The sequence below is a fragment of the bacterium genome, from assembly GCA_026414725.1.
GTDB lineage: Bacteria > Ratteibacteria > UBA8468 > B48-G9 > JAFGKM01 > JAAYXZ01.
Genome location: JAOAIL010000008.1, coordinates 38,510 through 60,543, shown reverse-complemented (window position 1 = coordinate 60,543; position 22,034 = coordinate 38,510). Strand labels below are relative to the sequence as shown.

At 34.4% G+C, this 22,034-nt stretch carries 20 protein-coding genes and 1 tRNA gene; 5 read left to right on the top strand and 16 right to left on the bottom strand.

The features are described from left to right. The first annotated feature begins 181 nt into the window (after positions 1-181). Positions 182-2,185, top strand: a complete 2,004-nt coding sequence (gene uvrB / locus N3D17_04455; GenBank protein ID MCX8082628.1) for an excinuclease ABC subunit UvrB — start codon at positions 182-184, stop codon at positions 2,183-2,185. Positions 2,186-2,247: 62 nt separating this feature from the next. Here uvrB and N3D17_04450 read toward each other — a convergent pair whose 3' ends face one another. From N3D17_04450 to N3D17_04405, 10 genes are all read right to left on the bottom strand, one after another. Next, positions 2,248-3,126, bottom strand: a complete 879-nt coding sequence (locus N3D17_04450; GenBank protein ID MCX8082627.1) for a sugar phosphate isomerase/epimerase — start codon at positions 3,124-3,126, stop codon at positions 2,248-2,250. A gap of 71 nt (positions 3,127-3,197) precedes the next feature. Further along, a complete protein-coding gene (gene trxA / locus N3D17_04445) occupies positions 3,198-3,548 on the bottom strand; it encodes a thioredoxin (protein MCX8082626.1) in 351 nt (116 codons plus the stop codon). A gap of 54 nt (positions 3,549-3,602) precedes the next feature. Further along, positions 3,603-4,151, bottom strand: coding sequence for a flavin reductase family protein (locus N3D17_04440; GenBank protein ID MCX8082625.1), 549 nt, complete (start codon positions 4,149-4,151; stop codon positions 3,603-3,605). After that, on the bottom strand, positions 4,151-4,714 hold the full coding sequence (locus tag N3D17_04435; protein MCX8082624.1) for a 5-formyltetrahydrofolate cyclo-ligase: 564 nt from the start codon (positions 4,712-4,714) through the stop codon (positions 4,151-4,153). Before N3D17_04435 ends, N3D17_04440 begins: the two co-directional genes overlap by 1 nt. Further along, positions 4,662-6,002 carry a replication-associated recombination protein A gene (locus N3D17_04430; protein MCX8082623.1) on the bottom strand — a complete coding sequence of 447 codons (1,341 nt, stop codon included), beginning with the start codon at positions 6,000-6,002 and terminating at the stop codon, positions 4,662-4,664. Before N3D17_04430 ends, N3D17_04435 begins: the two co-directional genes overlap by 53 nt. A 241-nt stretch (positions 6,003-6,243) precedes the next feature. Further along, a tRNA-Val gene (locus tag N3D17_04425) sits at positions 6,244-6,317 on the bottom strand. Positions 6,318-6,592: 275 nt separating this feature from the next. Then, a complete protein-coding gene (priA, locus tag N3D17_04420) occupies positions 6,593-8,416 on the bottom strand; it encodes a primosomal protein N' (GenBank protein MCX8082622.1) in 1,824 nt (607 codons plus the stop codon). Then, a complete protein-coding gene (locus N3D17_04415; GenBank protein MCX8082621.1) occupies positions 8,403-9,281 on the bottom strand; it encodes a homocysteine S-methyltransferase family protein in 879 nt (292 codons plus the stop codon). The genes priA and N3D17_04415 overlap by 14 nt, the downstream gene beginning before the upstream one ends. Continuing rightward, positions 9,278-10,147: a histone deacetylase gene (locus N3D17_04410; protein MCX8082620.1), complete on the bottom strand. Its 870-nt coding sequence runs from the start codon at positions 10,145-10,147 to the stop codon at positions 9,278-9,280. The genes N3D17_04415 and N3D17_04410 overlap by 4 nt, the downstream gene beginning before the upstream one ends. A 59-nt stretch (positions 10,148-10,206) precedes the next feature. After that, on the bottom strand, positions 10,207-10,968 hold the full coding sequence (locus tag N3D17_04405) for a serine/threonine protein kinase (GenBank protein ID MCX8082619.1): 762 nt from the start codon (positions 10,966-10,968) through the stop codon (positions 10,207-10,209). Between the two features lie 104 nt (positions 10,969-11,072). Here N3D17_04405 and N3D17_04400 point away from each other — a divergent pair, with 104 nt between their 5' ends. After that, a complete protein-coding gene (locus N3D17_04400) occupies positions 11,073-11,678 on the top strand; it encodes a PilZ domain-containing protein (GenBank protein MCX8082618.1) in 606 nt (201 codons plus the stop codon). A 1-nt stretch (position 11,679) separates the two neighbouring features. On the opposite strand, the gene N3D17_04395 is transcribed toward N3D17_04400, so the two are convergent. Next, on the bottom strand, positions 11,680-14,766 hold the full coding sequence (locus N3D17_04395) for a hypothetical protein (protein MCX8082617.1): 3,087 nt from the start codon (positions 14,764-14,766) through the stop codon (positions 11,680-11,682). 77 nt (positions 14,767-14,843) lie between these two features. Between N3D17_04395 and N3D17_04390 the strand changes: the two genes are divergently transcribed. After that, entirely contained in the window at positions 14,844-15,101 is a 258-nt protein-coding gene (locus tag N3D17_04390; GenBank protein ID MCX8082616.1) for a hypothetical protein, read from the top strand. On the opposite strand, the gene N3D17_04385 is transcribed toward N3D17_04390, so the two are convergent. Further along, positions 15,102-16,811, bottom strand: coding sequence for a cation:proton antiporter (locus N3D17_04385; GenBank protein MCX8082615.1), 1,710 nt, complete (start codon positions 16,809-16,811; stop codon positions 15,102-15,104). Positions 16,812-16,896: 85 nt separating this feature from the next. Between N3D17_04385 and N3D17_04380 the strand changes: the two genes are divergently transcribed. Both N3D17_04380 and miaB read left to right on the top strand, forming a co-directional pair. Continuing rightward, entirely contained in the window at positions 16,897-17,250 is a 354-nt protein-coding gene (locus tag N3D17_04380) for a DMT family protein (GenBank protein MCX8082614.1), read from the top strand. Between the two features lie 11 nt (positions 17,251-17,261). After that, positions 17,262-18,569, top strand: a complete 1,308-nt coding sequence (miaB, locus tag N3D17_04375; protein MCX8082613.1) for a tRNA (N6-isopentenyl adenosine(37)-C2)-methylthiotransferase MiaB — start codon at positions 17,262-17,264, stop codon at positions 18,567-18,569. Here miaB and N3D17_04370 read toward each other — a convergent pair. The 4 genes from N3D17_04370 to N3D17_04355 form a co-directional block, all read right to left on the bottom strand. Next, on the bottom strand, positions 18,502-19,035 hold the full coding sequence (locus N3D17_04370; GenBank protein ID MCX8082612.1) for a DNA-binding protein: 534 nt from the start codon (positions 19,033-19,035) through the stop codon (positions 18,502-18,504). The two genes, miaB and N3D17_04370, sit on opposite strands and share 68 nt — an antisense overlap. 16 nt (positions 19,036-19,051) lie before the next feature. Beyond that, positions 19,052-20,548 (bottom strand): TrkH family potassium uptake protein, encoded by a 1,497-nt coding sequence (locus tag N3D17_04365; protein ID MCX8082611.1) that lies wholly within the window; start codon positions 20,546-20,548, stop codon positions 19,052-19,054. Between the two features lie 176 nt (positions 20,549-20,724). Beyond that, positions 20,725-21,393: an NAD-binding protein gene (locus tag N3D17_04360; protein ID MCX8082610.1), complete on the bottom strand. Its 669-nt coding sequence runs from the start codon at positions 21,391-21,393 to the stop codon at positions 20,725-20,727. After that, the gene (locus tag N3D17_04355; GenBank protein ID MCX8082609.1) at positions 21,390-22,034 is read right to left on the bottom strand and encodes a TrkA family potassium uptake protein; all 645 of its coding nucleotides are present in this window, start codon (positions 22,032-22,034) and stop codon (positions 21,390-21,392) included. Before N3D17_04355 ends, N3D17_04360 begins: the two co-directional genes overlap by 4 nt.

The window sequence follows — 22,034 nt, the reverse complement described above, 5'->3', positions numbered from 1 at the left end:
AGAGGGGTTCCCATTGCATTCATCCTTACAGGACTTATGAGTTTGGCATTCCTCGGCTTCAAAGGTCTATTTAAGTTATAAATTATCTTCCCATTATTTCCATTTTGTATTCTCGTTCTGAAGAAAAGAAAGTAGTAGGGCAAATTACAGAAAGAGGGGAATAGGGGTATAATTATAAATTATGGAGAGGTTTAAACTTGTAGCACCTTATAAGCCAGCAGGAGACCAGCCAAAGGCGATAGAGACACTTGTAAAAAACCTTGAAAAAGGGGAGAAAAAACAGGTTCTTCTCGGTGTCACTGGCAGTGGGAAGACATTTACAATGGCGAATGTTATTTCTGCAGTAAATCGCCCTACCCTCGTAATATCACACAATAAAACACTCGCAGCACAGTTATACAGTGAGTTCAGGGAGTTCTTCCCTGAAAACAAGGTCAGGTATTTTGTGAGTTATTATGACTACTACCAGCCAGAGGCATATATTCCTGCGACGGATACATATATTGAAAAGGATGCGGCAATAAATGAGGATATTGACCGATTGCGACTTGCTGCAACAAGTGCTCTTCTTTCAGCGAGAGATGTAATTATTGTAGCGAGTGTCTCCTGTATATATCCCATAGGAAGTCCTGAAGACCACAAAGCGATGATGTTGCATCTTACAAAGGGACAGATTATAGATAGGAAGTCCATATTAAAACGGCTTGTAGAAACCCAGTATGAAAGGAATGAATTTGACCTTACCAGAGGGAAATTCAGAGTAAGAGGAAATAATATTGAAATTATACCTTCTTATGAAGAAATTGGTATAAGGATAGGTATAATAGGAAATACTATTGTAAAAATTATCAGGTTTGACCCGTTGACAGGGAAGGAGGTTTCTGAAGAGGATGAGGTGTTTATATACCCTGCAAAACATTTTGTAACACCAGAGGATAAATTAAAGCGGGCGATTGAGACAATCAAGGAGGAACTTAAAGAGAGAGTAGAATTTTTCAAAAAGGTAAATAAACCACTGGAAGCAGAAAGGATAGAACGAAGGACACTCAATGATATTGAAATGCTGGAAGAATTAGGATACTGCCATGGGATTGAGAACTACAGCAGGCATCTCGCAGGACGGCTACCCGGAGAAAGACCTGAAGTTTTACTGGATTATTATCCTGACGACTACCTGATATTTATTGATGAATCCCATGTTACAATTCCACAAATTAGAGGAATGTTCCATGGGGACAGGTCAAGGAAAGAGACACTTGTAGAGTATGGGTTCCGTCTTCCATCAGCACTTGACAATAGACCTCTTATGTTCCACGAGTTTGAAAATCTTGTAAACCAGGTGATATATGTATCTGCAACACCAGGAGAATATGAATTGAAACATTGTGGTGTGAAGAGGATAGGTGAGCCATCTCCTCTTATTGCAGAACAAATTATAAGACCTACTGGATTGGTAGACCCACCCATAACTGTAGTTCCCACAGAGAACCAGATAAAGGACCTGATAGAAAGAATAAAAGGCAGGATAGCAAAGAAACAGAGGGTACTTGTAATTACAGTAAGTAAACATCTCGCAGAAGAGATTGCTGATTATCTTAAGGAGTTTGATATAAAAGTACATTACCTCCACTATGAGATAGACACACTGGAAAGGGTTGAGATTTTGAAAAGTTTAAGGGAAGCAAAGTTTGATGTACTTGTGGGTATAAACCTTTTAAGGGAAGGACTTGACCTTCCTGAGGTAAGTTTAGTGGCAATACTTGATGCAGATAAGGAGGGATTCTTAAGGTCATCAACTTCACTTATTCAGATATCAGGGAGAGCAGCAAGAAGTATTGATGGTGAGGTGGTGATGTATGCGGATAAATACACTAATGCAATGAAGGAAGCCATAGAGGAGACAGAGAGAAGAAGAAAGAAACAGATAGAGTATAACAAAATTCATAATATAACCCCAAAGTCAGTTGAAAAACCCATATATAAAAGTATTACTGAAATTATAGGAAGTAAGAAACGAATAGAGGAAAGAACATTTGAACAACAGGAAGAAGAGTTTTATGGAAAGGACCTGTTCCAGACAATAAAACGGCTTGAGAAAAAGATGATGGCTGCTGCGAAACGGCTTGACTTTGAAGAGGCAATATACTACCGTGAAAAAATGAAAAAATTGAAAGAAGAGAAGTAGTGTTACCCTTTCATATTCCTGTTTTATTCGTTCTTCCCACAGATAAGGAAGATACAATAAAATTATCTATTTCTAAATATCTGTATCATCTTCTTTGCTGTGTCTCTCGCAAGTGGTGTATCAGGCAGAACAAGGTCAGGTAACCGTGAAAAAGGTATCATCTCTGCAGTAAGAGGTCCTTTATAATTAATCTTCTTTAGTGCTTTTATCACTCCATCAAAGTTTACATCACCAGAAAGCAGGTCATCACCAAATCCATGCAGTCCACCCGCACAGTCATTTCTTTTAAAGTTTTTTATGTGTATGGCAACTATTCTTTTGTTCAGTATCTCAATCCAGTGTTCAGGAAAACCGTTTATAATGCAGTTTGCTATATCAAAATATACTCCCACGTATTTACTTTTGAACTGGTCAATAAATATCCTCATAGCAACAGGGTCCGCGAGAAAACCGTTCCATACATTTTCTATTCCTATAATAATCCCTGCTTTTTTTGCAAAAGGAATAAGTTCTTTAATTGAAGCGGTTGCCAGTTCCCATACCTTTGCATAAGGAATAACAGGTTTTTTATCATCCCATGGAACAAAAACAGCACCTGGAACAACGAGGCATATTTTAGCACCAACCCATGATGCAACCTGAATATATTCTTTTGTGAAGGCAATTGCCTTTTTTCTTATGGAGTTTGATGGAGAAGCGAGTGAGAGGTCCCAGTATACTCCTGTAGCACAGGTATCTATCTTCACTCCTGTGGAATCAGCAAATTTTTTAATTTCTTTACATCTATCTCTGGTTATTCCTGAAGAAAATTCTCCTGAACCAAATGTGAGTTCAATACCATCAAGGCACATCTCCTTTACTTCTTTTATTGCATCTTCTATAGGAGTTTTTCCTTCAAAGCCACCGAGTGTCCAGTAATTAATCTGAAGTATGTTTTTCATACATTCCTCCTTTTTATGTTATCCACCTTATCCTGACCCTCTTTTATCAAAGGGCGAGTGAATAGAATATATCATATAACTGATAGAATTTTCTCTTCAAGAATATGTTCAGGCATTGTACCTATAAAGGTTCCTGCAACATTACCATCTTTAAAAACAATAAGTGTTGGAATTGACATTATATTGAACTTTGATGGTACAGAAGGACTTTCATCAACATTAAGTTTACCAAAAACAACTTTCCCCTTAAGTTTCTTTGCAAGATTTTCTATTGCAGGGGCTATCATTTTACAGGGCATACACCATGATGCCCAGAAGTCCACTACGATTACATTATACTTTTTTATTGCTTCTTCAAAATTTTCATCTGTAAGGTGTAGCGGATAATCAGGATTTTCAACCAGTTCTTTATTTTCTTCCATTTTTACTCCTTCCACTCTACCCTATCTCTCTTGAAAGGAAAGATATTGGAGAGTTTAAATTTTAAAAGGTTTGGATAGTACAGCATAAAGTGGTTCAGGGTATCTTATGTTATATATCACCTTTGCTTTTATAACATCCAGACCTCCATCAATATCAATAAATTTCTGTTCTATGTGTCCAATAATACATTTTGCAATGATAAAATTATAATATCCTATCTCTATTCTCTTTTCAAATATACATTCAAGGTTTGCCACGCATTCTTTTACTATAGGAGTTTTTACTTTCTTTGATGGTAAGGTAGTAAGTCCTGCAATTTCAATCTCACTTTTAGAAGTAGGTATTTCTTCAGCACATATTTCAGAAGCGGAAGCAATGTTTCTTGTGAGAACATTTACAGTAAATTCTCCTGTCCTTTTTATATTTTTACAGGTATGGCTTGTCTTCCATATAGAAATGCCTATACGGTCAGAAGAAAGGTTTGTATATGCCCCAAAAGTGCCAGCATTAACAGTGCCATCAGGGTGAAGTGTGACAATAAGAATAACTGGTTTTGTTCTTATAAGTTTTGTAAGTTCTTTATATATAAGTTTCTTTGCCATTATATACTCGTTTTTATAACTCTTGTTTCAGTTATTATAATATCCACCTTCTGGTCCCATATATCTACAGGGAGTTTTTTATCCAGAACTTGAAAATCAAAGGCAAGTGAAACCTTCAGCATATCTCTGTTAGCAATTTTAAGAAATTTATCAAAAAAACCTTTCCCCATTCCTATTCTACTGCCATATATATCAAAAGCAACACCAGGAATAATAGCAACCTGTATAGATTCAGGAGGGAATGGATTTTTTTTAAACGGCTGGGGAATTTTTTTTGTCCTATCTATATCCTCTACTGAATATATCCTTGATGGTATAAATGTCTGGGCCTCCCACTCATTATAGGGAATACATACCACCTTATTTTTTTCAAGGGCGTCATTTATGATAATATCTGTCATTACTTCTTTATCAAAATAACAATAGACGAGGATAGATGAGGTGTTTTTATAAAAATCCTTCTCTATCAGTGTTTTCTGGACTTTTATACTTTTTTCTATCCATAAGTTTTCATCCAGATATTTTCTTCTCTCCAGTATTTCCCTTCTGATTTCGCTTTTCATAGTCATTTTTCAGTCGTTCTATATGCTTTAGAAAAAACTTTATTTTCTTTTCATATCCTGAATCTGAAGGAATGTAAAATATTTTATTCAAGGGCATATATATCTGCGGAACATAATGTTCTGGGAAATTATGAGGGTAAAGATATTTTTTCTGTCCTTTTTGGGTTAGATGTTCTGGTATATCCACTATCCTTTCTTTTTTAATCTCATCTATTGCATTTTCAATCGCCTTATAGGATGAATTACTTTTTGGTGCTGTAGAAAGATATATCGCTGTCTGAGCCAGTATAATCTTTGCTTCAGGCATTCCAACAACATCTACAGCATAGAAACAATTTGTAGCAATAGAGAGTGCCTGTGGTTCTGCATTACCTATATCTTCTGAAGCAAAGATAATCATTCTCCTCGCAATAAAACGTGGGTCTTCTCCACCGACTATCATCTTTGCGAGCCAGTAAAGTGAAGCATCAGGGTCAGAACCACGCATACTTTTAATAAAGGCAGAGATTGTCTCATAATGCTGGTCTTCGTCTCTATCGTAGGCAATGATTTTATTCTGAACAATTTCTTTTACTGAATCATATGTTATGTTTATCCCTTTTTCTGAAGGTACAGATAGTATGGATAATTCAAGTATATTCAGTGCTCTTCTCGCATCTCCTTCACTAACTTTTGCAATATAAGAGAGTGTCTCTTCAGTAATTACTATTTTTATATTTCCAAGTCCTCTTTCACTGTCTACAATTGCACGTTTTAATATTTTTTTTACCTCATCTTCTGAAAGAGGATTAAACTGGAATACCGTACTTCTTGATAGTAAAGGGGTATTTATGTAGTAATAAGGGTTGTGTGTTGTAGCACCTATAAGGATGATAGTCCCTTCTTCAACATCTTTCATCAGAGCATCCTGTTGGAGTTTATTGAAGTGTGCTATTTCATCAAGGAAAAGTATAGTTTTCTTCCCCGTTTCTTTTAGTCGCTGTTCAGCAACTGCTATAACCTCTCTTACATCTGCAACTGTAGAGGTTACTGCATTAAGATGATGGAAATAATTTTTTGTATGTCTTGCTATAATAGTAGCAAGAGCGGTTTTACCACAACCGGGTGGTCCATAAAAAATAAGAGAGGTTATTTTATCCTGTTCAATCATATTTCTGAGGGGTTTACCTTCTCTCATGATGTGTGTCTGACCTACAAAATCAGAAATGGATTGTGGTCTCATTCTGATTGCAAGTGGCTGGTTTTTAAAAGTATCTTTCTTTTCGGATGTTTCAAAAAGTTCTTTCATTTGTGCTAAATGTTTATACTTGTTCTACCCTTCTTTCTTCAAAGGAGAAGGAATCTTATATAGAAAGGTAGTGGGCGGTGCAGGACTTGAACCTGCGACCTCTCGCTTTGCTCTTCAGGAGGGGGTGCTTCCCCCTTCCTGATATAGTCCTCCCCCCAATACGGAATACACGAGGGAAAATACTTTTCCCTCTTACCCTTTGGAGGTCTCGGTTCAATCCTTTTTCAACGAAGAACTATAGTGGGCGGTGCAGGACTTGAACCTGCGACCTCTACGATGTCAACGTAGCACTCTATCCAGCTGAGCTAACCGCCCTGTAAATAAATTGTATCATTTTTTTATTACAGATGTAAATAACCCTGCATTTCTCAAAAGTAATCTCTCTGGCAATGGATTGTTTCCTTATGACAAAGTAAGTATGCAGTTGTAAAAGGATAGTACTGCTATGATTCTTCCAGCAAATTCAAGAAATCAGAAGGATATTAAAACACAGTGAAACCAGACAGCATTAAATCTTTTTCTATCTCTTGAGGAACTGGGGACGTAGGTAGTGATATATGATATAGGGTATTTAATACAACTTATAACCATTAAATCTGTTCAGGATTGACTTCTACTGTTGCATCTAATTCAGAGACCAACTTTTTTATCTCTTCTCTATCAAAGTTATCTCTGAATCTTAAAAGATATTTCCAGATACCCTTTCCTTTTTTTACGGGTGGGAAAGAAGGGCCAGAATAAAATAGTTCATATCCTTTTTCCTTTATATACTCCTCCACCAACCTTTTCTTGCGTTCAAAAACATCTTTTCTGGTACCTTTTATCTCTATTTTTATCATCTCTGAAAATGGCGGATAAAGAAGTTGTTTTCTTACAGATATTTCTTTACTGTAAAATATTTCCGGGTTATTCTCAACCAGAGCTCTGTATATTTCAAGGTTTGGGCTTCTTGTCTGTATAAGAATTTTACATTCAGGATTATCTATAAGCCCTTTTATCTCATTGATAGTAATTAAAAACTTCTCTTCGCTGTTATAGTCAGGGGTATTAAGGAAACTCTCTCCATTTATTATAATTACAAGAGAAAATCTATATCTCATAAAAATTTTCTTAATGGCAATTGTACCAATAACAATATCAGAGTCCTCATAGGTATTCATTCCACTTGTAAATTTTGTAATTTTAAAATCAGGATAAAATGTTTTTAATACCCTGAATATCTTTTCAATACCATATACCCTTTCCTCCACTCTTTTACTTTTACAGGCAGGGCACTTTTTTTCAAAAGGTATGGTTGTTTTACAGAATCTGCACAGTAGATTTTTCCCGTCTTCTGATAGAACCGTAGGATAACTACAGGTATCACATGGAAACTTATATTCACATTTTTCACATCTCAGTATTCTGGAAGTACCTTTACTGTTATGTATAACAGCAACCTTTCCTTTTTTAAGTAGTGTCTCCTCTAAGATTGAAACTGTATCTGTTGCAAAAAATGAAATGTCTTTATCAACTGTTTTTCTGCTTATAAATACAGTATATATAGACGGTAATTTCTCTTTATTATGGACCTCACTTGAATAGTTATGTTTATGGATATCAAGATATTCTCTTATAGAGAGGGCTGTTTCTCCTATAATAAAAGGTATTCGGTAAAACTTGCATCTGAACTCCGCAACTTCAAAAGTGTTGTATTTAGGGGTTTGTTGTTCATTATAAGCATGGTCATTTCCCCTGTCTATTATGATTGTTTTTATATCTGCCACAGGAGAAAATACAGCAATCCTTGTTCCGATAACAATGAGATTCTTTTCTGTTAACATTTTCAGCCATATGGCTATCTTTGCATCCTTTTTCAATTCAGAATGGAATAAAACTACTCTGTTTCTGTATGTGTTAAAGATTTCCCTGTAATATTCTTCAGCGAGAGATACTTCAGGGAATAACAGGAGTATTGAACCATTCTGTACTGATTGGATAATCTTTATATATATTTCTTTCCTCTTTACATCTTTCGGGAAGAGAAGATATTTCTTGCTATAACTCTGACAGATAGAGTCCTCTTTATTAGTTAATGATATGATGGAATGTTTATATTTCAGTGGAAGGCCTCCTATCATAGCAAAGAGTGTCTGTCCTAAAGAGGAAAAGTATTTCTTTGAGATAAAATCAGATAGAGTGAAAAGGGCATCATTCAAAAGAGGAAGAGTATCATACACAGAAAGAATATTTTTATAGGTGTTTATATCTGCATCTGTAATATCTTTGACAGAAATAACCAGCCCTACTTTTTTTTGTTTCCCAAAGGGAGCACAAACCCGTACACCTCTGCATATATTTTCTGAAAATTTGCCTGCAAGATAAGAAAATGGTTTATCAACAGGAATATCAAAAACCACTTCAACTATTTTCATCTATTCCTGCCTTTAAGAGTTTTATGTACTGTGGCGTGGTTCCGCAACATCCACCTATAAATCTTACCCCGTCTTCTACCATCTGGAGACAATTGCTGACAAACTCTTCAACACATTCAGGATAGATAACTTTCTCCTTATCAAGATATGGTTGTCCTGCGTTGGGTTTTATCCATAGAGGGATATCTGTGATATCTTTTAATTTTTTAACTACTTTTACCATCTCTTTACTTGAAATTCCACAATTTATTCCAAGAACTCCAATTTTTTCTCTTTCAGCAAATTTCACTATGTCTTCCAGTCCCTGTCCCATAAGTGTTTTAGGATTATCTCCTGATGTTAAGGTTATAGAAGGAAGCACAAAACAATTAAGATTTTCTCTAATAGAACTGAAAGCAACTTTTAATTCTTCAAGGTCCTGGAATGTCTCAAGGAGGATAAAATCCACACCTGCTTCAGTTAATATCGTTGCCTGCTGTACAAAGACATCACGCGCTTCTTCAGTTATAAGATTTCCGTAGGGTTCAAGGAGTTCTCCCGTTGGTCCTATATCTCCAGCGATGATAGTATCTTTTCCTTGTTTTGCGTCAACAGCAATTTCTACTGCCCTTGAATTTATATCCGTTATCTTTCCATACATACCCTTTTTGCTAAGTCGCAATCCATTAGCACCAAAAGTATTTGTAAGTATAATCTGTGCCCCTGCTTCAATATACTCTATATGGATTTTTCTTATAAGGTCAGGGTTTTCAATAACGGCGAGTTCTGGGGTTTTTCCTTTGTATCCGAGGATTTCAAGATAAGTTCCCATACTTCCATCTGTTATCACAACTCTTCTTTGCTTTGTTAACTCTTCTATGTTCATTTTTTATTCCTTTCAGAAACAAGTCCATTGATAAAGCAATAACAGGTATTTCCCACTGTATTTACATTATAACCTCCTTCAAGCAAAATAAAAATATTTTCTGTTATTAGAGATATTTTTTTTGCCATTTCGTAATAGTGTTTATCTTCAAGAGGCATATTTAGTAATGGGTCTGAATGGTGAGCATCCAGACCGAGAGATATACCTAACAGGTCAGGAGAAAACTTTTTAATTATATCCACTGCCTTTTCAAATTTCTGAAGATAATTTTCTGGTGTGCTATCTGGAAATATCGGGAAATTATAACAATTACTAAAAGAGGATATACCTGTGCCAGGGAATGCAGGGTATTGATGTAAAGAGATATATATTATATTTTCTTCTCCTTTCAATATCTCTTCTGTCCCGTTACCATGGTGCCCATCTATATCTACTACAGCAATTTTTAATCTATGTTCTTTTAGTGTTTTTTTTACTGCAACTGCCATATTATTGAAATAGCAGAAACCCCCTAACCTATTTCTACCTGCATGATGTCCAGGTGGTCTGGCAAGTGAGAATGCAATATCTCCATTAATAGCAATAGAAGCAGCATTAATTGCAGAACCACAGGATAATGTGGCATAGTAGTAGATATTATGGATATTTGGAGTATCAGAGTCATAAAAGAGGTTTTCCTTTACTTTTTTTACTAACTCTTCTGTATGTGCTAGTAATATATCTTCTTCAGTACATGGATTAGGGGAAATAAAATCTCCTATCTCTTTTTTTTGTAAAAAATCCTTTATTACCTTTACTCTTTCAGGAGATTCAGGATGTCCTGGTTCACGATATCCAAGAAACTCCTCAGAATATAAAATCTTCATATAGAATAACTTAAAAGTAGAATATTAATAAGATATTTTCTTTTTATCTTCCATAAGTTTTATCTATCAAGGAAATAAAGTAATTCTCTCATATCAATAAATCGTTCTTTAGGTTCGGATTTTGTAGATATATCAATAACATATTTTATATTCTCCGGTATTTCAAATCCAAGTTCAGAATATACCCTCTGAATTGTTTTACCAAAAGAGTAGATATCAGACCTTATATCTACAGGTAGTCCTTTCATCCTTTCAGGAGCGATATAACCTTCAGTTCCTCCCCCAGGACTGTTCTCCTGTTTTAAATGATGCAGGAAAAACAATTTTTTTGTTGCTAATCCAAAATCAGTCATTTTGATTTTATCCATTGAGTAGGAAAGAAGTATATTTGATGGATTAACATCCTTATGGATAATACCATTCCTATGTATATATTCAAGTCCATATCCTGCTTTTTTTATTATTTCTACTATATTTTCGTGATTAAAAAGTTCAGGTTTTGTTCTGATTGCTTTTAAAAGGTCTGTATCTAGAAATTCCATAAAACTGAAGTAGTTGCCCTCCTGTTTTCTTATCCCAAATACCTTAACTATATTTGGATGTTCAAGCATAGTAGCCATTTTTACTTCTTTTACGAATCTTCTTATTTGCCATCTGTCCAGTCGTCTCGGATGTAATACCTTAATTGCTATTATTGAGTAAAATTGTGGAATAGGCTCTATACTTCTTGCTTTATAGACAGTTGCAAATCCACCGGAGCCAACCATCTCTTCTAATATATAACCATCAATGATATATCCAGGTCTTACCCTGATTTCCATCTCCTGCACCTTTTTTTATAAATTATTATTTTACCATTAATTGATTTTTAAATCCATACCTTCTCTCTCTTGCACTTTTTTTATTAAAGAGGTATAATTTTTTTGTGGAGATAAGGTTAGAGGAAGTAAAAAATGCTTTTCTCTATATAGATAACTCCATCATTGAAGGGAAAATTGCAGATATAGACCTTCCCAAAAGAAAGATTATTTTTGAATTTAATCCGGACTCTCCTTTAATAACTGCAGAGATGGGAAAGCGGGGAGAGATATTCTTTGAATATAAAGGTAGTAAATACTTCATAGCAGGGAAGACATTTTTTCAGCCACCTTCAAGGGCGATGGTGACAGCAGAGACAAATATTGAAGTAGAGAGAAGAAGAGAACTAAGGTTTGAAACACCTGCTTTACCCGCAACTATTTTTTACACAGCAGGGATGTTTAGGAAAAGGCATATTATAAAAGGTACTATATTGAATATAAGTACAAAGGGAGCAAGGATAGAAACATCTGAGCAACTTGAACAGGATATTTCCTATGATGTAGAGACCAGTTTCCCTTATCGCCATTCCAAACTTGATTTTAAAGCATCCTTTATCATAAAGAATACAGGGAAATATAGAAATCTTTATATATATGGTATTCAATTTACTAATATGGATATTGTCTCTGAAAGCAATCTTAAAAGGTATCTATTCGGTTCAAAGCAATAGTTTACCATAGAAGTATTTCTAACCCCTCTATACCGTAATTAAATAGAGAGAATTCTTCTTTTATTACTTTCTCTTCTGTAAAGGCATTATTTCCACACCAGAGATTATCATCTCCATCTTTTTCATGTAGTGGTCCCCATGTATTCTGAAGAGAAGATATAAGTTCAACAGCAATAGTATTATTCCCATCCCTTACAAATTTTGTGATGTCAAGTATATATGGTTGCCACAAAATCTTTCCTGCTCCTTTCCCATTTACATTTACTTTAAATAGAATACCTGATGGATTAGAAAGTTTTACAAAAACCTGTTTTTTTCTTCTACGTATATTGAACGTTGCCTTATAGAGCATTCTTCCGCTGTAAAAAGGATAGCCCTGATGTACCCATGAACCCATCTCCAATACCTTTGGTTCTTCTGTTAATTTCCCTCTATAAGGGTCTATAAGTTTTACTCCAAAATCGCCTACAATATATGCGGGTTCTATCTCTGTAAGAAAATCATATTTTACTTTAAAGTCAATAATGTTCTCTCCTCTACTGACATACTCTGTTATCTTTATTTTTTTGAAACTTCTGTCCCAGTGCCATTCCAAATGTTTCTCATCTACTGGAATTTCCTTGCCATTAATATATACCTTCCCTTTCTGCATATCTTCTATAACAAGCGAACTTTTGGGTTTCTCTATTTCACTTATAAACCTGTACCTTAAAATAATCTCTCCACCTTTGCCTTCAAATATCCCTTTTTTTATCGCTACCCATGGTTGCCAGTATAACGCCTCTTCTACTCCAAAATATCTTGCTATTTCTTTCCTTACTCGCCAGTCCGGCTTTTCTTCTTCAAAGTGCTTCCCATCAAATGAAAAACTCATCCTGTCAAGCACAAGTACATTTTCATCTTGCCGTTCGAATTCAAATGGAGAAGGTAGTTTTATAATATCTGCATTTTCTAAATTCTGCATTTTTTTCTCTTTAGATGTATTTCTATAATCTGGGGAAAGTAAAAGCAATATAGACCCTGCAGGAGCCAGTGTAAATTTATATACAATACTATCGCCATCTTCCTTTATATCTGCTATATACATCTTCCCCGTCGTTGGTTCCAGTTTCAATAGTTTTCTATTACCTGCATTTTCTATGGTAAGTATATAGTGTCTTTCATCTTCCCTATCAGAATTTACTATAAAAAATATCTCTTCTTTTCCATCTATTCTGTGTTGAATGTATGTTTTTGTATAGTATCTACCATCAAGAGGTCTTAATGTATAGTTTGAGGGATGTAATGCTGTAATAATATTCTGGATTGATTCTATAGAGTTGGGTAAACAATAAACATTTTTGTTTTTAAGGATTTTATGCCACTTCTCTTTGTTATCTTTTCCTTCTATCTCTTCTGGTGGCTTACCGAGAATAATTAATATACCGCCATTTTTAGCAAATTGCTCCAGAAGAGATACAGTTTTTTCTCTCCATGTATAAGAAGGAGGGATTATTACTATTTTATAAGATATCTTTCCTATAATAAACTCCTTACCTTTAACTTTTCCCATATCTTCTATGAAGTTCTCATCACCGAGGTCACAGTCATATCCAGTATTTAAAATCGCTTCCAGTGCTTTTCTCATTTCACCATCTAATTCATCCGCTTCTTTTATATCATCTACTGGAATATCATCTCCTGCCTTCTTGGATATTACTCCAACTCTACTTCTGGATATTGCACTCTCTATGGAATGAAGAAGTAGTATCTTTACATCTGGTCTGCCTGAAGTAAGTGCAACTGCTATACGGGTAAAATAATCATTCAACACAGGAAGTTCCTTCCAGTAGGTCTGTTGATAGTTCCAGACAGGGGGATAGTCACGTTTTCTCTTACCTTTACCTGAATACCAACTAAGATGGGGACAGAAAAAGGTAACTCCTAATACGAGGTCAAAATCGCCCAGCCACTTAAAATCCTGAAATGTGTTGGTATGCCTGCTTACGCCAAATATCTCTGAAAGTACATACCTCCTTCCTGTCTGTCTGGCAGATGAAGAGACCTGTTTGATGGTAAAAAGCATAGGGATGTTTTTATCTATTTGCCTGCATAAGTGGTCTATACCTGGAATATGCTGGTATTTATAGTGTAACATTACACTACCATAACTACTTTCCATCTGTTGGGCAAAAGTATCTTCCATTAGATAATGTCCTGTATAGGCAATATTATGTCTATCACACCACTGATAAATTTGCTTGCTGTATGCTTCTATAAACTGTCGGTGCAATGTTCTGTAGATAAGTAATCGTATATAATAGGATTCTTCTCCATCAAAATATAGATATGGAAGGTCATTCCAGAAATCCCTATCTGTCCATTTTCTATATATTTCCGGTATCCCTTCATACCAGGGAAGTCCAGGAGATTTCGCTGCTCTTATATGAGGTTCATCTGTAAATATACCAGGTATCCTTTTACCAAACTCTTTACCTAATTTTTTATAATACTTCTCATAGGTCAGTTCTATAAATTTTTTCATCGCTTCAGGATGAAGTAGATTGGCGTATGACTCTCCGCTCCACCAAGATGTTCTCTTTGCATATCCTTTCACCATAACAAGTCGTTCACCACTTATTTTTTCAATATCCTCAATTGATATGGGTTCAAAATCTTTAAGTAGAAGACCGTTTCTATTGACTATTCTGTAGGCATATCGTATAGTTTCTTCTTCCCTTAATGGAGGTAATATCTCCCCTTCCTGTAATAGTACAGCACATAGATATGTTGATCTGTATTCATCTTTCATTCCTGCAATCTGACCACCTGCATTTCCACTTGGCCAGAGATCCTCATCATATAACCAGAGATATCCATTTTTCTTTCTTGCTACCTCAAGTGCAGATTCTATTGATTCAAACCATTCTTTACTCATATATTCCGTAATAAGACCTGGTCTGGAATGAAAAAAAACACCACTAAGTCCAACACTTAAAATATCTTCCATTTGCCTCGCTGTCTCTTTCGGTGTAATTTTGTCGTTTATCGCCCAGAAAGGTGCTGGTCTCATTATTACAGGTGGTTTTTGAAATTTTCTCCTATCCATATTTCCTTTTTCTCCTTTTTGGATGTTATTATACAATTAAAATTGACTTGTATCTACTATAGAAATATAATTTTACTATGAAAGTTTTTTATATTCTACTTATTATTTTTATAAGCGCTTTAATAGGAACTGCATTGGGGGAACTCCTCCTCTTGATTGTTCCGAATGGGACAGTTATATATGAAATCATATCAACCTCTATAAAACCATGCTGGTGTCTTGAAAATCTTGATTTGATAGTTCTATCTTTAAAATGTAGTATATCTTTTAATTTTAATGTGGTCACCCTTTTCGGTATAATGATAGGTGCTATATTTTCTCTAAGAAAAGTATAATCAATCTCTTTCTTTTTCCACTACAGGATGTTCCTGCCCTTCTATTATTCGTTCCATAAGTTCCTGTATCTGTCTATCACTCTCATCTACATAATTTTCTCTATGGGTTTTGAATTTCTCAATAAGTTGAGATGTGTAAAGACCACCCAAGAAGTGAGGAAGTATTACATAATCAGCACCATTCTCATAGAGAATCAAAGCATCAGAAATCTGTCTGGCAGTGAGAATAACTACTGCTTTTTTATTTTTCTCTCTTATAAATTTTACAAGCAATAGGTTTGTAGATAAGTCAGGTGCTGTTGATACAACCATATATGCTCTGTTAATTTTTAATATCTCCAGTAATTCAATATCTTCAGCGTCTCCATATACACAGTTTATCTTTCTATGTTTTAGTATCTTAATAATTTCAGGGTTAAAGTCAATAACAAGAACGTCAGAATATAACTTCTGTAAGCTTTTCAGAATATCAAAACCAGTTCTATTATAACCAATAAGGAAACATCCAAAACGTTTATTAATAATCTCCCTTTCTATAAGATTTTTTCTTTCAAAGATACCTAAATACTTTGAAAAGACAGAATAGATCTTGTCTGCATATATAATGAGGTACGTTGAAATACCTATTGTAATAACCCCTATAAGTGTAACGAGAGAAAGTATATCAGCGGAAATATGTCCTAACTTAACCCCCATTGCTGCTATAATGAGAGAAAACTCTGAAATCTGTGATAGTGTAGTGCCTGTCATAAAACCTGTCTTTTTGGTATATCCGGAAATTCCGGTAAAAAGCATAATTATAATGGGCTTTCCTATAAGAACAAAAATAGATAAAGGTAATGCATATAAAAGTAAATTTTCAATATCATGGAAGATTATATGATTTCCAAGAAATACAAAAAAGAAGATAACAAAAAAGTCTCTTAGAACTTTTAATTTAGAAGTAATAGCATAACTATATGGTGCTGTTGAAAGAAGAACCCCTGCAATTAACGCTCCCATCTCCATTGAAAATCCTGCATATCTAAAAAGAAAAGAAATCCCGAGGCCCCATACAATAACAAAAAGGAATAAGAATTCTTGTGAAGAAATAAGGAAATGAGTTATTTTAAAAAGGATGTATCGGGTAAAAAGAATTAGAATTCCAACGATTAAAATACCTTTAGTAATAACCAAAATAGCCTGTGATAACACTTCATTTTCAACGGATGAGAGGACAGTGAGGATGATTATAGCAACAAAGTCCTGTACAATTAGAATACCTGTAGATATTTTACCGTACAGTTTTTCTACATCCTCTTTATCAAAAAGTAATTTCATAGCAATAATAGTGGAAGAAAATGTCAGGCCTATTGTAATGTATAAAGAAGAAATTATGTCAAGACCAAACCATTTTGATATAAAAAAACCCAATAAGGAAGTTAAGAATATCTGTCCAAACCCAGTAGTTAAGGAGATTTTGCTATATTCTTTTATAATACTCGGAGAGAGATTAAGTCCAATGAGAAATAATAAAAATGATATTCCGAACTCAGAAAAGGTATTAATAAGTGTGGTATCCTGAATAAGATTGAGAAATGAAGGTCCTGCGAGGAGGCCTGAAATTATATAACCAATTATAAGTGGCTGTTTCAGTAATCTAATAATAAAGGACACCAGAAGAACTATAAGTATTAGAATACTAAACTGGGTAATCGGTACATTCTCCATTTCATAAATTCCCTATATATTTTAACTTTTATGGATGTAAAGGTAAAATATAATCTATAAATTTTAGAAATAATCAGGAGGTTGTATGTACAAAATATTTATTACTGCTTTAATGCTTACATCCAGTAATATCTTTATGACTTTTGCGTGGTATGCGCACCTTAAAAACTTAAATAGTAAGCCATGGATAGTAGCAGCACTTACCAGCTGGGGAATTGCCTTTTTTGAATATCTTATACAGGTTCCTGCTAACCGTATTGGCTATAATGTAATGAATCTCGGACAGTTAAAAATTCTTCAGGAGGCTATAACCTTATCTGTTTTTATACCTTTTTCTATAATTTATATGAAGGAGGGACTTAAGCAGGAGTATTATCTTGCATCTCTATTTATAATTGCAGCGGTAATATGTGTTTTTAAAGGGGCAATGGTAAAATAAAAGGCATCTCAATGAAAAGTATTTATATAAAAACATATGGTTGTCAGATGAATCTCTATGATTCAGAAAAGATAAAAGCGTTACTTATTAAAAATGGTTATGAGATAGTTGATAAACCTGAAGATGCAGATATTATTGCCGTTAATACCTGTTGTGTAAGGAAGCATGCAGAAAACAGAGCACTTTCTTTTCTATCTTCATATAAATATTTGAAAAAAAAAGGTAAAATATTCTGTATTTTAGGATGCATCTCCAGTTTATATAAGGAAGATATTTATAAAAAAAATGCTTTTATTAATGTTATCTGTAGTCCTGATAACTATAATCAACTTCCTGAGATATTAAAAATTTCTGATAAAGAAAAGATATGTATTACAGAAGAGAATAATAGCCCTTTTATTTCAGAATATATCCTTACTGATGGTAATGTTTCATCATTTATAACGGTAACAAAAGGGTGTGAAAATTTCTGTTCCTATTGTGTTGTACCTTTTACCAGGGGGAAACTGATAAGTAAACGGTCTGAAGATATTATCAAAGAGATTGGATATCTGGTTGAGAAAGGAGTAAGAGAAGTTATTTTACTGGGACAGAATGTTAATGAATATGGAAAGGATATTAATGAAAATTTCCCTTCTTTGCTTGATAAAATACACAGTATAAAAGAAATTGTTCGTATGGGGTTTATTACTTCACATCCAAAAGATATTCAGGATGCTCTTATATTTTCATTTAAAAATTTACCTAAACTGTATAAATACCTCCATCTACCTTTACAGTCCGGTTCTGACAGGATATTAAAATTGATGAATAGAAAATATACTCTTATGCAATATATGGAAATTATAGAAAAAGTCCGTAAGTCCACACCCGATATTACTATTACATCTGACATCATAGTTGGGTTTCCCTCAGAAACGGAAGACGATTTTAATGGTACAGTCCAGGCAATAAAACAGATAGAATTTGATGACCTTTTTGTCTTTAAATATTCTCCAAGACCACTCACATCAGCATCTCTAATGAAAGATGATGTACCTAAAGAAGAAAAGGAAAGAAGGCATAGAATTATTCTTGATATTCAGGAAGAGATTGCTATTAAAAGAAATAACAGATTTGTAGGAAGAACTGATGAGATTTTCATCCTGAAGGCAAACGATAAAAAAGGAGGCCATTCCTTTGGTAAAAGTTCTTCAAATAAAACAGTACTTTTCAAAGGAACTAATATAAAGGCAGGAACACTTCAAAGTATTACCTTTGTTTCTGCTGACCGACGTTATCTTTACGGATACTCTCCCTTTGAGAATAGAGAAGTATAAATATTGTAACTATCCCGAGTAAGATACATCCGATAATTCTATCATTCTGAATCATCTCTGGTATTACATATCCACTTTCAACTATTTCAAATTGTTCAGTATGTATATCCCGTTCTCCATAGTGGACAGGACAATGAAGATGATATGTGCCAGAAATTTCTATAGTATCTCCCACTATTCTATACCTACCTGTATATTTTATTTTTTCCTTATTAGAAGCATCTATAATAATCCCTATAAAGAAGTCCCCATCTTTTATGTTTATCCAGAATGCCTCACCTTCTTTCATTATATCCCCTATAACTTCACCTTTAACAGTAACAACCTTCCCATCATAAAATGAAGGATTTTCAAAAAGTGCCCTGACTGGAACAATCTTTTCTGACTTTTTTACATCAGATGAGGCAATGACAATCTCTAAAAAAATGACGGATATAACTATTAAGAAAAAATTTATTCTTTTCATATTCATTATCCACCTTTTATTCTGGACTTTTCAAAGATAACAGGAACCTGAATAACACAAATACAGATAGAAATTCTAAACGGCCTATCCACATCTGAATGATATATGTAATTTTTAATCCTGCAGGCATAAAAGGAGATGTAATTCCCATAGAAAGTCCAACATTAGCAGAGGCAGAAACAGATTCAAAAAGAGACGGAAGAAACGGATATCCGTAAACCACTCCTATTATCCCACCTATTAAGTAAAGGACGGTATATAAAATTATAATTATTGCTGCCATCTTTATATGGTTGTCTTCTATTGTAATATCTTTGATATGATGGAACCTTTCAACCACTACAGTTGCTCCAGGTGAAGTAAGAACGTTTATTTCTTTTTTTATACCTTTGAGAAGGATGCCTATCCTTAAAATTTTTATTCCTCCTGAGGTTGATGTAGAACTTCCACCCAATCCCATTGCTATAATAAGTCCAAGTATAGCAAGTGGAGGCCAGTATGAAAAATTATGTAAGGCTATATTTGAATATCCAACCCCTGTATGTGCAGAGATAAGTTGATAAAATCCTTCACGGAAGAATGATATAAAGTTAGGAAACGGGAAATGTATAATAAAACCACTGCATACAAGGAAAAAAGTTGTAAGGATGCTTATCATATAAAGTTTTAACTCATAATTCCTTAAAAGTTCCTTTGGTTTACCTGTCCATGCAGCATAGTGTACTCCAAAATTAACAGCACCCAGTAAACAGAACATTGCAGTAACCAGTTCAACAACAGGACTATGATAATAAAGGACATTTTGACTCTGTACAGCAAATCCTGCAGTGTCCCATCCAGCCATAAAAAGACAGATAGCATGAAAAAGTGCTCTTCCCGGAGAGATGTTTCTCAAGAGATTTATACTGAAAAGAATGCCTGTACCTATAACAAGATATGTTAAACTCACAAACCATATAAATCTTGCTGTCTGGATAATATTGGGCATTATCTTTTCTTCCCGTGCTTCTCCTACATATACTTTAAATACACTTCCCCCTCTAACAAAAAGTGTAAGGGCTACAAGAATAATGCCCTGTCCACCAATGAAACACATAAGATGCCTCCAGAAATTATAGGCGTAAGACATATGGTCAAGGTCATTTACAACAACAAGACCTGTGGTAGCAAAAGCACTCATTGCTTCAAAGGATGCATCCAGATAACTTATGTAATGTCCTGAAAGATATAGGGGAATAGCACCGATAAGCATTGCAATAATCCATGATAGAGCAACAACGCTCATACCCTGTCGCCAGTTAAGGTCTCTATCTTCATGGAACATTATAACAGGAATACTTCCAATTATAATTGAGATAAGTGCAGTAAAGAGAAAATTTATAGATGGTAACCATTCTTTGTTTATAACTCCAACAAAAAGAGGGATTAACATAATAACTCCAATCCCTTTTATAATCTTACCGAGGTAGTACAGAATAAGTCCTATGTCTTCTCTGGAAAAATAAGGTATCATGGTAAATTAAAAGTTAAATATACTTTTTGGCCTTCATTTTTTAATAAATACTGAGAGATAGAGTAAAAAACACAAGATTGCAGCAGCCGAAAAAGTAATAAGTGGATATATCAACTCTAATACAATTCCAACAATCCAACGCTCAATAATTTTTATATACTTTATTAATCTATCAATCATTGCTCACTCACTTCTCCAATCAGGGACTTAAATAAAAGTGATTCATGCTCTACTTTCGTAATAGCAATTATTTCATCTTTTTCTCTCAAAATAGAATTCATCTTAGGTATCATTATCTCACCATTTCTTATAATTGCTACAAGAACAGAATCCTCTGGTAATTCAATTTCGTTTAAAGTCCGATTTATTACAGGAGAGGTTTCAGGAAGGTCAACCCTTATTATTGAAAGATTTCCACGTTTGAATGTAAAAAGGGTTATGAAGTCCTCCCAGCTTACCTCGTCTTCTATTACTTTGGCTATTATTGCTGTACTACCTATTGCTATATCAACCCCTAATTGATAGAATATCTTCTCGTTCTTAGGGTCATTTACCTTTGCAACAGTCCTTTTTACATGAAATATATCCTTTGCAATCTGACATACAACAAGATTATCTACATCACTTCCTGTAACAGCAGCTACAACATCTGCTTTTGTAATACCTGCCTGTTTAAGAAGGTTTATATCACATCCATCACCCTGTATAACGAGAATATTCATTTTGCCTGCCAGTCGCTTTCCTGTTTCAGGGTCTTTTTCTATGAGTGTGACATAATTACTTCCACTCAATCTCTCAGCGAGGTTGCATCCGACATTTCCACCACCAACTATTATGATATTCATTGAAGTTTAAGTAACCTCCTTATTCTCTTTAATGCAGATAATCTGACAATACCGAGTATAAAGTCATTATCTTCAACAATTGTTCTTTCGTCAGGAATAATTGGTTCATCCCCTCTTATTAATGCAATTACCTTAAAGTCCCCTGAAATATTCAAATCATTAATATTTTTCCCTGTATATCTCCCAGTATTTTGGATTTCCAGAACATTTATTTTCTCACTCTCAAATAGATAACTGGTAAAATTTTTTCCTAAAAGTTTTTCTCGTAGAAAAGAAGCAAATATAGCTGTACTATTGACAGGGTCAACACCGAGATTTCTATATATCTCAGATTTACCTATATCTGAAACACGTGCAACAACTTTTGGCACATTGAATATTTTTTTTGCAATCTGTGCGACAACGATATTGGTATTATCGTTACTTGTGGTTACTACAAGGGCGTCTGCTTTTTCTATACCTGCTTCTCTTAAAACATCAGGGTCAAGTCCATCACCTGTAATATAGAGACCATTAAAACTATCCCCTAATTTAGAGAATGCCTTATCCTCTCTATCTACGATAACAACATTATGCTCATCCTGTAATAGATTTGCCAGATAAGAACCTATTTTTCCACAACCAATAATTATAATGTACAT